Below are 13,027 nucleotides of genomic sequence, written 5' to 3' on the forward strand. Positions count from 1 at the left end.
GCTTGGAGCTTGAACGCTATGAGCCACCAATCCGATCTGATCAGCGAGGACATCCTCGCCTACCTGGGCCAGCACGAACGCAAGGAACTGCTGCGCTTCCTTACCTGTGGCAACGTGGATGACGGCAAGAGCACCCTGATCGGGCGCCTGCTGCACGACTCGAAGATGATCTACGAAGATCACCTGGAAGCCATCACCCGTGACTCGAAGAAGGTCGGCACCACCGGTGACGACATCGACCTGGCCTTGCTGGTGGATGGCCTGCAGGCCGAGCGCGAGCAGGGCATCACCATCGACGTGGCCTACCGTTACTTCTCCACCGCCAAGCGCAAGTTCATCATCGCCGACACCCCGGGCCATGAGCAGTACACCCGCAACATGGCTACCGGTGCCTCCACCTGCGACCTGGCGATCATCCTCGTGGACGCCCGCTACGGCGTGCAGACCCAGACTCGCCGGCACAGCTACATCGCCTCCCTGCTGGGGATCAAGCACATCGTCGTGGCCATCAACAAGATGGACCTCAAGGGGTTCGACCAGGATGTGTTCGAGTCGATCAAGGCCGACTACCTGCAGTTCGCCAAGGGCCTGAAGATCCAGCCCACCAGCCTGCACTTCGTGCCGATGTCGGCACTCAAGGGCGACAACGTAGTGAACCGCAGCGAGCGTTCGCCGTGGTACACCGGCCAGTCGCTGATGGAAATTCTCGAGACCGTTGAGGTCTCCGGCGACCGCAACCTCACCGACCTGCGTTTCCCTGTGCAGTACGTCAACCGTCCGAACCTGAACTTCCGCGGTTTCGCCGGCACCCTGGCCAGCGGCATCGTGCACAAGGGCGACGAAGTGGTGGTGCTGCCTTCGGGCAAGAGCAGCCGCGTCAAGTCCATCGTCACTTTCGAGGGCGAGTTGGAACAGGCCGGGCCCGGCCAGGCCGTGACCCTGACCATGGAAGACGAGATCGATATCTCCCGGGGCGATTTGCTGGTGCACGCCGACAGCGTGCCACCGGTGACCGATAACTTCGAAGCCATGCTGGTGTGGATGGCCGAGGAGCCGATGCTGCCGGGCAAGAAGTACGACATCAAGCGCGCCACCAGCTATGTGCCGGGTTCGATCGCCAGCATCGTTCACAAGGTCGATGTGAACACCCTGGAAGAGGGCGCGGCCAGTGCCCTGCAACTGAACGAGATCGGCAAGGTCAAGGTCAGCCTCGATGCATCGATTGCCCTGGACGGTTACGAAAGCAATCGCACCACGGGCGCCTTCATCGTCATCGATCGCCTGACCAACGGCACCGTCGGCGCGGGCATGATCATCGCCCAGCCAGTGGCCCACGGCAGCGCTACCCACCATGGCAAGCTGGCCCATGTCGCCACCCAGGAGCGTGCCCAGCGCTTTGGCCAGCAGCCAGCCACCGTGCTGTTCAGCGGCTTGTCGGGCGCCGGCAAGAGCACCCTGGCCTATGCCGTGGAACGCAAGCTGTTCGATATGGGGCGTGCGGTGTTCGTCCTCGACGGCCAGAACCTGCGTCACGACCTGAACAAGGGGCTGCCCCAGGATCGTGCCGGACGTACCGAGAACTGGCGGCGTGCGGCTCACGTTGCCCGTCAGTTCAACGAAGCCGGCCTGCTGACCCTGGCAGCGTTCGTGGCCCCAAGTGCCGAAGGGCGCGAGCAGGTCAGGGACTTGATCGGCAAGGAGCGTCTGCTGACGGTCTATGTCCAGGCCTCGCCAACGGTTTGTGCCCAGCGTGATCCCCAAGGCCTGTACGCGGCCGGTGGCGATAACATCCCTGGCGAGTCCTTCCCGTATGACGTGCCGCTGGATGCCGACCTGGTGATCGACACCCAGGCGCTGACCGTGGACGAGGGCGTCAAGCAGGTGCTGGACCTGTTGCGCAGCCGTGGCGCGATCTAAGGTAAGGGCAGCGGCGAGCTTCTAGCTGCAAGCTGCAAGAAAAAGCCCGCGGACAGGTGACTGTCTGCGGGCTTTTTTGTGTCTGTTCGAACGCGAAGAGGCCCTTACAGGCGCTTCATCGCTTGCCTGGATACTGCTGGTGCAGTTGCTCCAGCAGCGCATCCTTGGCTTGCCAGCGCTGGTTGATCCAGTCCTGGAAGGCCTGCCGATAAACCGCGTCCTGTTCATAGTTGCGTCCGATGAACTGCTGCGCAATCGGTACTTCTTCGAAATTCACCACCACCTCCCTGACCTTGCCGCTGAGCAAGTCCCAGAAGCCGGGACGGCCGGCAGGGTAGTGGATGGTCACGTCGACGATCGATTGCAGCTGCTCGCCCATGGCATCCAGCACGAAGGCGATGCCGCCGGCCTTGGGCTTGAGCAGGTACTTGAATGGCGATTGCTGCTGGGCATGCTTGGCCTCGGTGAAGCGCGTGCCCTCGACGAAGTTGAAGATACCCACCGGATTGCTGCGGAATTTCGCGCAGGTCTTGCGGGTGGTTTCCAGGTCCTTGCCCTTTTTTTCCGGATGCTTCTCCAGGTAGGCCTTGGAGTAGCGCTTCATGAAGGGAAAGCCCAGGGCCCACCAGGCCAGGCCGATCACCGGCACCCAGATCAGTTCCTGCTTGAGGAAGAACTTCAATGGGCGGATACGTCGGTTGAGAACGTACTGCAATACCAGGATATCGACCCAGCTCTGGTGGTTGCTGGTGACCAGGTAGGAGTGCTGGTAGTCCAGGCCTTCGAGGCCCTGCACATGCCAGCGAGTGCGGCACACCAGCTGCATCCAGGCTTTGTTGTTACTGATCCAGGCCTCATGGGTATGGTTCATCAGCCAGTGGGTGAAACGCTGGGTGAAGGCAAAGGGCAGGGCCTTGAAGATCGCCACGCAGAACAGGAACGAGCACAGCAAAATGGTGTTGAGCGCCAGCAACAGCGACGCGATGGTGCCGCGTACGGCACCCGGTAGAAAGTCCAGCATTCAGGCATCCATGGGTCGGTTGGCGGCTTGGATCGCCGTCAGGGCGATGGTGTAGACGATATCGTCCACCTGGGCCCCGCGGGGCAGGTCGTTCACCGGCTTGCGCAGGCCTTGCAGCATCGGCCCCAGGCTGACGCAGTCGGAGCTGCGCTGCACGGCCTTGTGGGTGGTGTTGCCGGTATTCAGGTCGGGGAACACGAACACCGTGGCCTTGCCCGCCACCTGGCTGTTGGGAGCCAGTTGCCGGGCGACGTTCTCGTTGGCGGCGGCGTCGTACTGCAGCGGGCCGTCGATCAACAGCGAGCGCTGGGCCTCGTGGGCCAGCAGGGTGGCCTCGCGGACCTTCTCCACCTCTTCGCCACTGGCCGAGTCGCCGCTGGAGTAGCTGATCATCGCGACCCGTGGAGGGATGCCGAAGGCCGCCGCCGAATCGGCGCTCTGCAGGGCGATCTCTGCCAGTTCGCTGGCACTGGGGTGCGGGTTCATCACACAGTCGCCGTAGACCAGCACCTGCTCGGGAAACAGCATGAAGAACACCGAGGACACCAGGGTGCAGCCCGGCGCGGTCTTGATCAGTTGCAGGGCAGGGCGGATGGTGTTGGCGGTGGAGTGGACGAGCCCGGAGACCAGACCGTCGACCTCGTCCAGAGCCAGCATCACCGTGCCGATCACCACCGGGTCTTCCAGTTGTTGCTCGGCCATCGGGGCGTTGAGGCTCTTGCTCTTGCGCAGGGCCACCATGGGCTCGACATAACGCTCGCGAATCAGGTCCGGGTCGAGGATCTCCAGGCCCTCGGGCAGCTCGATGCCCTGGGCCCTGGCCACGGCGTGCACGTCGTCCGGCTTGGCCAGCAGCACGCAGCGGGCGATGCCACGGGCCTGGCAGATGGCAGCAGCTTGCACGGTCAGCGGCTCGCTGCCCTCGGGCAGGACGATGCGCTTGTCGGCTTGCTGGGCGCGCTGGATCAACTGGTAGCGGAACACCGCGGGCGACAGGCGCATTTCCCGTGGGGTGCCACAACGCTGGTGCAGCCAGTCGGCATCCAGGTGGCTGGCGACGAAGTCGGTGATGATTTCCGCGCGCTCGCGGTCATCGATGGGGATTTCCTTGTTCAGGCCGTTGAGCTGGTTGGCGGTGTCGTAGGAGCCGGTGCTCACCGACAACACGGGCAGGCCGGCATTCAGGGCGCCACGGCACAGCTCCATGATCTTCGGATCGGGCAGGGTGCCGCTGGTCAGCAGCAGGCCGGCCAGGGGCACGCCGTTGATGGCCGCCAGACTTACGGCGAGGATGATGTCGTCGCGATCGCCCGGGGTCACCACCAGCACTCCGGGCTTGAGCAGCTCCACGGTGTTGCGCATGGTGCGCGCACAAATGATGATCTTGGTCATGCGCCGGTTTTCGTAGTCCCCGGCGTTGAGTACCTGGGCGCCCATCAGGTCTGCCACGTCACGGGTGCGCGGAGCATTGAGTTCCGGCTGGAACGGGATGCAGCCCAGCAGGCGGAAGTCACCGCTGCGCAGCAGTGGCGAATGCTCTTTCAGGCGGGCGCTGAACGCCTCGATGCTTTCGTCGGTACGCACCTTGTTGAGGATCACCCCCAGCACTTTCGGATCCCGTGGGCCACCGAACAACTGCGCCTGCAACTCGACCCGCCCGGACAGCTCGGTCAACACTTCGTTTTCCGGGGCCGATACCAGGATCACCTCGGCATCCAGGCTCTTGGCCAGGTGCAGGTTGACCCGGGCCGCGTAGCTGGCGGCACGGGTCGGGACCATGCCCTCGACAACCAGCACGTCCTTGCCGATGGCAGCCTGCTGGTAGAGGGTGATGATTTCTTCCAGCAGCTCGTCCAGCTGGCCATCGCCCAGCATCCGTTCCACGTGGGCCAGGCCCAGGGGCTGTGGTGGCTTCAGGCCGTGGGTCCGCGCCACCAGTTCAGTGGAGCGCTCCGGACCGGTGTCGCCAGGGTGTGGTTGGGCAATGGGCTTGAAGAAACCGACCTTGAGGCCGGCGCGTTCCAGGGTGCGTACCAGCCCGAGGCTGATAGAGGTCAGGCCCACGCCAAAGTCGGTGGGCGCGATAAAGAAAGTTTGCATGCGAATTCTCGAAGGGTGCATGGCAAGGGCGACGGTCCATGGCCGCCTACCGCGATAGTCAGGGGCTAAGGTTATCGTTTCCCGCGTCTTGAGCACACCAGCCACACGCAAAGGGGCGACCTATTTTTTCTGCCCGCTGCGTTGGGTCCAGCACCCAGGCACGTGATTGCCATGGCGGCTGGTGGCGCAGGTGCTGGGTATGGCCGCAGGACAGTTCGACCACCCAGTGGCCGTCCTCATCCTGGTGAAAGCCGCAGATTGTCGAGGGCTGCTTCTGATTCCGGTTGTCCGGGTTCCGTTCGCTTTCGAGCGATTGCTTCGCTAAACTTGGACGTTCTTCATTCTTATGCAAAAGGTCCCGCCCCATGCTGATCGCCGCCAATAAGGCTGTCTCCATCGACTATACCCTCACCAACGACGCTGGTGAGGTCATCGACAGCTCTGCCGGCGGCGCCCCGCTGGTCTACCTGCATGGCGCAGGCAACATCATTCCGGGCCTGGAAAAGGCCCTGGAAGGCAAGCAGGTCGGTGACGAGCTGAAAGTCGCCGTGGAGCCTGAAGACGCCTACGGCGAATACGCCGCCGAGCTGGTCAGCACCCTGAGCCGCAGCATGTTCGAAGGCGTCGACGAACTGGAAGTGGGCATGCAGTTCCACGCTTCGGCTCCGGACGGCCAGATGCAGATCGTGACCATTCGCGATCTGGACGGCGACGACGTGACTGTCGACGGCAACCACCCACTGGCCGGCCAGCGCCTGAACTTCCAGGTCAAGGTCGTTGCCATCCGTGATGCCAGCCAGGAAGAAGTTGCCCATGGCCACGTCCATGGCGAAGGTGGTCATCACCACTGAGTTTCTGCGCTAAGCTCAAGATTGCTGGAAAGGCGCCCGAGGGCGCCTTTTTAGTCTGCGGCTTTTGGCTGTACTGTCGAGAGGCTGTCTTAAGAACACGGGAATTTGGAGTTCGTCATGAGTGCTTTTCACGACCTTAAACTGAAAGCCCTGGATGGTCAGGAACTGCCGCTCGCGCCCTTCAAGGGACAAGTCGTGCTGGTGGTCAACGTCGCGTCCAAGTGCGGCCTGACTCCCCAGTATGCGGCGCTGGAGAACCTCTACCAGCAGTACAAGGGCCAGGGGTTCAGTGTGCTGGGCCTGCCGTGCAACCAGTTCGCCGGACAGGAGCCTGGTACCGAACAGGAGATCCAGGAGTTCTGCAGCCTTAACTACGGAGTGAGCTTTCCACTGAGCAGCAAGCTCGAGGTCAACGGCCCGGAGCGCCATCAGCTGTACCGCCTGCTGGCGGGCGAGGGCGCCGAGTTTCCCGGGGACATCACCTGGAACTTCGAGAAGTTCCTGCTTGGCAAGGATGGCCGGGTTCTGGCGCGTTTTTCACCGCGTACCGCTCCCGATGACCCCACGGTGGTCCAGGCCATCGAGAAAGCCTTGAGCTGAAGCGACCTGGCGGGCTTGTCGCCGCGCCCGCTGTTCGCGCCTCATCCACGCCGCCGTATGGCGGCGTTTTTGCGCCAAGATCACTCAAATCAATAGTGCTGTGCAGGGTCTTGAGTGAAGAATATTATCCTCATCATAAGTGCGTCGGGCCTCGGCCTGGCGTTGCCTTGTGCGTCGATTCTCGACTCCAGTCCTTTCCTGTCGGAGTGCAGCATGTCTGTCCAAGCCTTGTTCAAACCCTTTCAGCTGGGCGCGTTGGAATTGCCCTCCCGAGTCGTGATGGCCCCGATGACCCGGTCGTTCTCCCCAGGTGGCGTGCCCAATGCGAAAGTCGTCGAGTACTACCGTCGGCGGGCGGCGGCAGGTGTCGGCCTGATCATCACCGAAGGCACCACCGTCGGGCACCAGGCGGCCAATGGCTATCCCAATGTGCCGCAGTTCCATGGCGAAGCCGCGTTGGCGGGCTGGAAGAAAGTCGTGGATGCGGTGCATGCCGAGGGCGGCAAGATCGTCCCGCAGCTGTGGCATGTGGGCAACGTGCGGCGCCTGGGCACCGAGCCGGATGCCAGCGTGCCGGGCTACGGTCCCAGCGAGAAGCTCAAGGATGGCAAGGTCGTGGTGCACGGCATGACCCACCAGGATATCCAGGAGGTGATCGCAGCGTTCGCCCAGGCCGCCAAGGACGCCCAGAGCATTGGCATGGATGGCGTGGAGATCCACGGTGCCCACGGGTACCTGGTGGACCAGTTCTTCTGGGAAGGCAGCAACCAGCGCACCGACGAGTACGGCGGCGACCTGGCCCAGCGCTCGCGCTTTGCCATCGAGCTGATCCAGGCGGTCCGCGCCGCCGTGGGTGCGGATTTTCCGATTATCCTGCGCTTCTCCCAATGGAAGCAGCAGGACTACACTGCCCGGCTGGTACAGACACCAGAGGCCCTGGAGACATTCCTCAAGCCATTGGTGGCGGCTGGCGTAGATATCTTCCACTGCTCGACCCGGCGTTTCTGGGAGCCGGAGTTCGAAGGCTCCGATCTCAACCTGGCGGGCTGGACCCGCAAGCTCACTGGCAAGCCCACCATCACCGTCGGTAGCGTTGGCCTGGATGGCGAGTTCCTGCAGTTCATGGTCAATACCGACAAGGTGGCCCAGCCGGCCAGCCTGGAGAACCTGTTGCAGCGCCTGGGCAACGACGAGTTCGACCTGGTGGCCGTGGGCCGCGCGCTGCTGGTCGATCCGGACTGGGCGCAGAAGGTTCGTGAAGGTCGCGAGCAGGACATCCGGCCGTTCAGCCGCGAAGCCTTGATGACCCTGGTCTAACGCGCGCTGCCGGGCGGCGAGGGTGGCAAGCCCCTTGCCGCACCGAGCTTGCCAAGGGTGCTGGCCGAGGTCTCGATGCTGCTGGTACCGGAAGGTGCCAGCGAGTGCTGGCAGGCGCTGCGCAGTTGATCCTCGAACTGCTCGATCACCGCAGGCCAGCCTTGGCGGCTGGCATGCTGGCGAGCGTTGAGGCGCACCCGGCGCAAGGTTTCAGTTTCTTCGAGCAGCCAGTTGGCGGCATCGCAGAACGCATTTTCATCCCCCGGCATCGCCAGCACGCCGTTGTAGCCGTGGCGGATATGCTGAGCCGCTGCTGCTTGATCGTAAGCCACCACGGCCAACCCCGAGGCCAGTGCTTCGAGTACCACGTTGCCGAAGGTCTCGGTCAGGCTGGGAAACAGAAACAGGTCGCCGCAGGCATAGTGTGCCGCCAGCGCCTCGCCTCGCTGGCTACCGCAGAACAACGCATCGGGCAGGCTTTTCTCCAGGGCCGCCCGCTGCGGGCCATCGCCCACCACGATCAGTTTCATCCTCTGCTGTGGATAACTCGCTTGCAGGCGCTCGAAGCAACGCTTGAGCAGGCCCAGGTTCTTCTCCGGTGCCAGGCGCCCGACATGGATCACCGCCAGGTCGTCGTTATCCAGCCCCCAACTGGCCCGCAGTTCGGCGACCCGCTTGGCCGGGTGAAACAACTGGCTGTCGACCCCGCGGGAGAGCAGCGCCAGGCGCTCGAAGTGGCGGCGCTCCAGTTCCAGGCACTGGCTGGCACTGGGTACCAGGGTCAGCTTCGAGCGGTTGTGGAACCAACGCAGGTAGTGGGTCAGCAGGCGTGTCAGCAGGCCCAGGCCGTACTGGCTGGAGTACTGCTGGAAGTTGGTATGGAAGCCACTGACCACCGAGATTCCCAGGCGTTTGGCCGCCCGCAGCGCGGACAGGCCCAGCGGTCCTTCGGTGGCGATATAGAGCACATCCGGGCGCTGGCGTTTCCAGCGGCGTAGCAGCTTGTGCATCGATGACTGGCCCCATTGCAGCCCCGGATACCCCGGCAGTGGCCAACCTCGGCACAGCAGCAGGGCTTCGTCGCTGCTCCGGCTCTGATCGCAGCCTTGGCGCGGGCGCACCAGTTCCACCTGGTGCCCACGGGCCCGCAGGCCATCGCACAGGCGGCCAAGGGTATTGGCCACGCCGTTGATTTCCGGCGGGAAGGTCTCGGTGATGAGGGTGATATGCAGGGCTGGGCTCATGACCCCAGTGTCGGCTGGGGCCATGTCGTCATTGTGACTTCGCAGTGATGGATTTATGACCGCTCAGCGCTGCGGTTCCAGAGCGCTGCGATAGTGCTCCAGGGCGGTCTCGGTGCTCCGGCGGAAAAAATCCGCGTACAACTCCAGGGTCTGGCGGGTCAGTTCGGGGCCGGCCAGCTCCGGGGTGCCGACATTGAAAGGCGCGCGAGGGTGGTACTCGATGGTCAGCTCCAACAGCTTGGCGATCTGCTCGCCCCGCAAACGGGCCAGAACCATCAACGCCGTCTCGAAGGAGCCGGTGGCGGGGCCTGCACTGTACAGCGGGCCGTCGATCACCACTTCGCCACCGCTGATCGCCGTGGCACCGAATGCCTCCAGGGTATGGATCAGGTGCAGGTTGGTGGTCGCCCGGCGTCCCTGCAGGAAACCGGCGGCGCCCAGCAGCAGGGCGCCGGCGCAGATGGAAATGACGAAGCGCGTACGCGGGCACTGTTCACGCAGGAACTGGATCAATTGCGGGTCTTCGATCGCTGATGTGCCCACTGCGCCTATCACCAGCACATCGAGGTCGGGCGGGCATTCGTCGAACGTCGTGCTGGCATGGCAGGGGAAGTCCGGCATGGCCATGACCAGATGGCGATCCTTCCACAGCACATGCAGTTCGGTATTGGGCGCCATGCCGAACACCGAGTGGGCGCCGGCGATATCCATCAGGGCGAACCCCGGGGCGATGAGAATCCCGACTTTTAGAGGTGTACCTGGTTCGAGCAGCATCTGAGGTTCCTTGGATTGGGCCGCGGCGGGTGCCGGGCTGGACGTACCTTAATCAGCCTGCACTTGGCGTTTTTGCCAAAAATGCGACAATTCACGCCAACTCCTTCCAGGTATCCAAGTCATGTCGCAGCCACCCAGGCTCATTCAGTTTCTGGTGTTTCCCGCAGTGAACATGCTCGATCTATCGGGCCCTCTGCGGGTGTTCGCTACCGCCAATGAGTTGCTGGCATTCGCCGGCCAAGCCGCGGCCTATGACGTCACTGTGATTGCTGCCCAGGCACCGTTGCTGTCTTGCGAGGGGCTGGAGTTCAACCCGCTGCCATTACCTGATGTCCAGTCGCCTTGCGACACTTTGCTGGTGATCGGTGGCCAGGGAGTGGGGGCGGCCTGCCGGGATGGCGCCCTGCCTCGCTGGATCGGACAGAGGGCACCGGTGGCCCGCAGGTTGGTGTCGATCTGCAATGGCGCCTTTCTGCTGGCGGCCGCCGGCCTGCTCGATGGTCGGCGTGCCGTGACCCACTGGAGCCGCTGCGAGGCGCTGGCCCGGCGCTTTCCCCTGGTCCGGGTCGAGCCCGATTCGATCTTCGTCAACGACGGGCCGATCTGGACTTCAGCCGGGGTCACGGCCGGCATCGACCTGGCCCTGGCCCTGGTGGAAGAGGACCTGGGTCATGAGCTGGCCCTGGAAATCGCCCGCTACCTGGTGGTTTTCCTCAAGCGTCCAGGCGGTCAGGCGCAGTTCAGTGTGCCGCTGTTCCTGCAGCATCGTGCTGGTGGTTTTGCCCAGTTGCATGCCTGGATCACCGAACATGTCGCCCAGGATCTGTCAGTGGCGGTGCTGGCGCAGCGGATGGGAATGAGCGAGCGCAGTTTCCTGCGTCACTACCGAGAGCAGACCGGCACTACGCCGGCCAAGGCGGTGGAGCGGATCCGGGTGGAGGCGGCACGGCAGTTGTTGGATGAAACCCCGTGGCCGCTCAAGCGGATCGCCCTGCGTTGCGGCCTGGGCAGCGAGGCGACATTCCGTCGTGCATTCCAGCGAGTTTTCGGCATCAACGCCCAGGATTACCGCCAGCGCTTCAGCTCTCGCGATGAGGCCAAAGCGCAGGTTCTCTGAGGTGCAAGATGGGGTCAGCGTGGTTGGCCCGGCAAGTTATCCACACCGCGCTCGCGGACCCAGAACAGCGTCGCCCCGGCCACGGCGGCGGGCATCATCAGGATGTTGACGAAGGGAATCATCAGCGCCAGGTAGACGATGCCGCCGAAACCCAGGCTCTGCCAGCGCTTCTGGCGTAGCCAGGCGAGCATGTCCTGCCAGCTCATCTTGTGGTTGTCCGCCGGGTAGTCGATGTACTGGATCGCCATCATCCAGATGCCGAACAGCAGCCACAGCGGTGCGGCCACCAGGTTGACCACCGGAATCAGCGAGAGGATGAACAGGCCGATGGCCCGGGGCAGGAAATACCCCAGCTTGCGCATTTCCCGGGACAGGGTCCGAGGGATCATCGCCAGCAGCTCCCCCCAGCTGAACGGTGGAAAGTCATCGGTGCCACGCACCACGGTCTCGACCTTTTCCGCGAGGAATCCGTTGAACGGAGCGGCAATGATGTTGGCCAACATGGTGAAGGAGAAGAACACCATCAGCACCACCAGCACCACGAACAGCGGCCACAGGATGTAGCTGAGAAAGCTCAGCCACTGCGGCAGGGTTGGCATCAGGGCGTCGACCCAGAGGCTGAACTGGTGGCCGGCGAAGTAGATCAAGCCGACGAACAGCACCAGGTTCACCAGCAGTGGCAAGAGCACGAACAGGCGCAGGCCGGGCGTGAGGATCAACTTGAGGCCCTCGCGCAGGTATTGCGGGCCGGACAGGACAGGGGCGGGCATAGAAGGCTCCGAGCAGAAGGAAAATGCGCCGACCTTACCGGCTTTGCACAAGGGGCGAAAGCACGGCGCACAGGGCGACATCAACGGTAACAAAGACCCTTTCAAATAGATGGCCAGAGAATAGAGACCGCCTATGAGCTGGATTGTTAAACCGTATTTCCTTAATCTTCGCCCCCTCTATACGCTGCACCCATTATTTTTTGGACGGACGAGTTTTAGCCTTCCCCAAGGTTTCGCCGTCCTTTTTTATTCCAGCCGGCAATCCGGCGTTCCGCGCCAGGGCATCCGGGCCGGTCGATAGGAGTGAGTCATGTCTGATGTACGTCATTCGCGTGTGATTATTCTCGGTTCCGGCCCTGCCGGTTACAGCGCCGCGGTCTATGCCGCCCGCGCCAACCTGAAGCCACTGCTGATCACTGGCATGCAGGCCGGCGGCCAGCTGACCACCACCACCGAAGTCGACAACTGGCCCGGCGACGTGCACGGCCTGACCGGCCCGGCGCTGATGGAGCGGATGCGCGAGCACGCCGAGCGTTTCGAAACCGAAATCGTCTTCGACCACATCAATGCCGTGGACTTCGCCGCCAAGCCCTACACCCTGACCGGTGACAGCGGCACCTACACCTGTGATGCCCTGATCATCGCCACCGGCGCCAGCGCTCGCTACCTGGGCCTGCCATCGGAAGAGGCGTTCATGGGCAAGGGCGTTTCGGCCTGCGCCACCTGCGATGGTTTCTTCTACCGCAACAAGCCGGTGGCCGTGGTCGGCGGCGGCAACACCGCTGTCGAGGAAGCCCTGTACCTGGCCAACATCGCCAGCAAGGTCACTCTGATCCACCGTCGCGATACCTTCCGCGCCGAGAAGATCCTGATCGACAAGCTCCACGCCCGGGTTGCCGAAGGCAAGATCGAACTCAAGCTCAACGCGACCCTGGACGAAGTGCTGGGCGACAACATGGGCGTGACCGGTGCCCGCCTGAAGAACAACGATGGCAGCTTCGACGAGCTGAAAGTCGACGGTGTGTTCATCGCCATTGGCCATACCCCGAACACCTCGCTGTTCGAAGGCCAGCTGGAGCTCAAGGACGGTTACCTGGTGGTACAAGGTGGCCGTGAAGGCAATGCCACCGCTACCAGCGTCGAGGGTATCTTCGCCGCCGGCGACGTGGCCGACCACGTCTACCGCCAGGCCATCACCTCGGCCGGCGCCGGTTGCATGGCAGCCTTGGACACCGAGCGTTACCTGGACGGCCTGCAGAACGCTTCGTTCTGATCGTCCTGGAATGAAAAAAACCGGCGCAAGCCGGTTTTTTCAT

At 63.2% G+C, this 13,027-nt stretch carries 12 protein-coding genes; 6 read left to right on the forward strand and 6 right to left on the reverse strand.

Annotation, left to right across the window (positions count from 1 at the left end):
- Positions 1-18: 18 nt before the first annotated feature.
- Positions 19-1,917: a sulfate adenylyltransferase subunit CysN gene (gene cysN, locus ATY02_RS05835; RefSeq protein WP_068584177.1), complete on the forward strand. Its 1,899-nt coding sequence runs from the start codon at positions 19-21 to the stop codon at positions 1,915-1,917.
- A gap of 115 nt (positions 1,918-2,032) precedes the next feature.
- Here the strand turns inward: cysN and ATY02_RS05840 are convergent, their stop codons facing one another.
- The 3 genes from ATY02_RS05840 to ATY02_RS05850 are packed head-to-tail and all read right to left on the reverse strand — an operon-like array spanning position 2,033 to position 5,435.
- A complete protein-coding gene (locus ATY02_RS05840; RefSeq protein ID WP_068584174.1) occupies positions 2,033-2,938 on the reverse strand; it encodes an acyltransferase in 906 nt (301 codons plus the stop codon).
- Entirely contained in the window at positions 2,939-5,038 is a 2,100-nt protein-coding gene (gene pta, locus ATY02_RS05845) for a phosphate acetyltransferase (RefSeq protein WP_068584171.1), read from the reverse strand.
- Positions 5,039-5,096: 58 nt separating this feature from the next.
- Positions 5,097-5,435: a DUF3565 domain-containing protein gene (locus ATY02_RS05850; protein ID WP_083235890.1), complete on the reverse strand. Its 339-nt coding sequence runs from the start codon at positions 5,433-5,435 to the stop codon at positions 5,097-5,099.
- Between ATY02_RS05850 and ATY02_RS05855 the strand changes: the two genes are divergently transcribed.
- The 3 genes from ATY02_RS05855 to ATY02_RS05865 all read left to right on the forward strand — a co-directional run bounded on the left by ATY02_RS05855 (position 5,404) and on the right by ATY02_RS05865 (position 7,806).
- Positions 5,404-5,889, forward strand: a complete 486-nt coding sequence (locus ATY02_RS05855; protein ID WP_022642345.1) for an FKBP-type peptidyl-prolyl cis-trans isomerase — start codon at positions 5,404-5,406, stop codon at positions 5,887-5,889. The genes ATY02_RS05850 and ATY02_RS05855 overlap by 32 nt on opposite strands.
- Before the next feature lie 117 nt (positions 5,890-6,006).
- Entirely contained in the window at positions 6,007-6,489 is a 483-nt protein-coding gene (locus tag ATY02_RS05860) for a glutathione peroxidase (RefSeq protein ID WP_068584168.1), read from the forward strand.
- Between the two features lie 213 nt (positions 6,490-6,702).
- Entirely contained in the window at positions 6,703-7,806 is a 1,104-nt protein-coding gene (locus tag ATY02_RS05865) for an NADH:flavin oxidoreductase (RefSeq protein ID WP_068584164.1), read from the forward strand.
- On the opposite strand, the gene ATY02_RS05870 is transcribed toward ATY02_RS05865, so the two are convergent.
- Together ATY02_RS05870 and ATY02_RS05875 are read right to left on the reverse strand one after the other, a co-directional pair.
- Positions 7,803-9,074 carry a glycosyltransferase family 4 protein gene (locus ATY02_RS05870; protein ID WP_068584161.1) on the reverse strand — a complete coding sequence of 424 codons (1,272 nt, stop codon included), beginning with the start codon at positions 9,072-9,074 and terminating at the stop codon, positions 7,803-7,805. The two genes, ATY02_RS05865 and ATY02_RS05870, sit on opposite strands and share 4 nt — an antisense overlap.
- 39 nt (positions 9,075-9,113) lie before the next feature.
- The gene (locus ATY02_RS05875) at positions 9,114-9,824 is read right to left on the reverse strand and encodes a DJ-1/PfpI family protein (RefSeq protein WP_083235885.1); all 711 of its coding nucleotides are present in this window, start codon (positions 9,822-9,824) and stop codon (positions 9,114-9,116) included.
- A gap of 121 nt (positions 9,825-9,945) precedes the next feature.
- Here ATY02_RS05875 and ATY02_RS05880 point away from each other — a divergent pair, with 121 nt between their 5' ends.
- The gene (locus ATY02_RS05880; RefSeq protein WP_068584158.1) at positions 9,946-10,941 is read left to right on the forward strand and encodes a GlxA family transcriptional regulator; all 996 of its coding nucleotides are present in this window, start codon (positions 9,946-9,948) and stop codon (positions 10,939-10,941) included.
- 14 nt (positions 10,942-10,955) lie between these two features.
- Here ATY02_RS05880 and cysZ read toward each other — a convergent pair whose 3' ends face one another.
- Positions 10,956-11,711 carry a sulfate transporter CysZ gene (gene cysZ / locus ATY02_RS05885; RefSeq protein WP_068584155.1) on the reverse strand — a complete coding sequence of 252 codons (756 nt, stop codon included), beginning with the start codon at positions 11,709-11,711 and terminating at the stop codon, positions 10,956-10,958.
- A 310-nt stretch (positions 11,712-12,021) separates the two neighbouring features.
- Here cysZ and trxB point away from each other — a divergent pair, with 310 nt between their 5' ends.
- Positions 12,022-12,984, forward strand: a complete 963-nt coding sequence (gene trxB / locus ATY02_RS05890; protein WP_068584152.1) for a thioredoxin-disulfide reductase — start codon at positions 12,022-12,024, stop codon at positions 12,982-12,984.
- The last annotated feature ends 43 nt before the right edge of the window (positions 12,985-13,027 follow it).

Origin of the sequence: Pseudomonas sp. BIOMIG1BAC (assembly GCF_001705995.2) — a bacterium.
In the GTDB taxonomy this organism is placed as follows: Bacteria; Pseudomonadota; Gammaproteobacteria; order Pseudomonadales; family Pseudomonadaceae; genus Aquipseudomonas; species Aquipseudomonas sessilinigenes.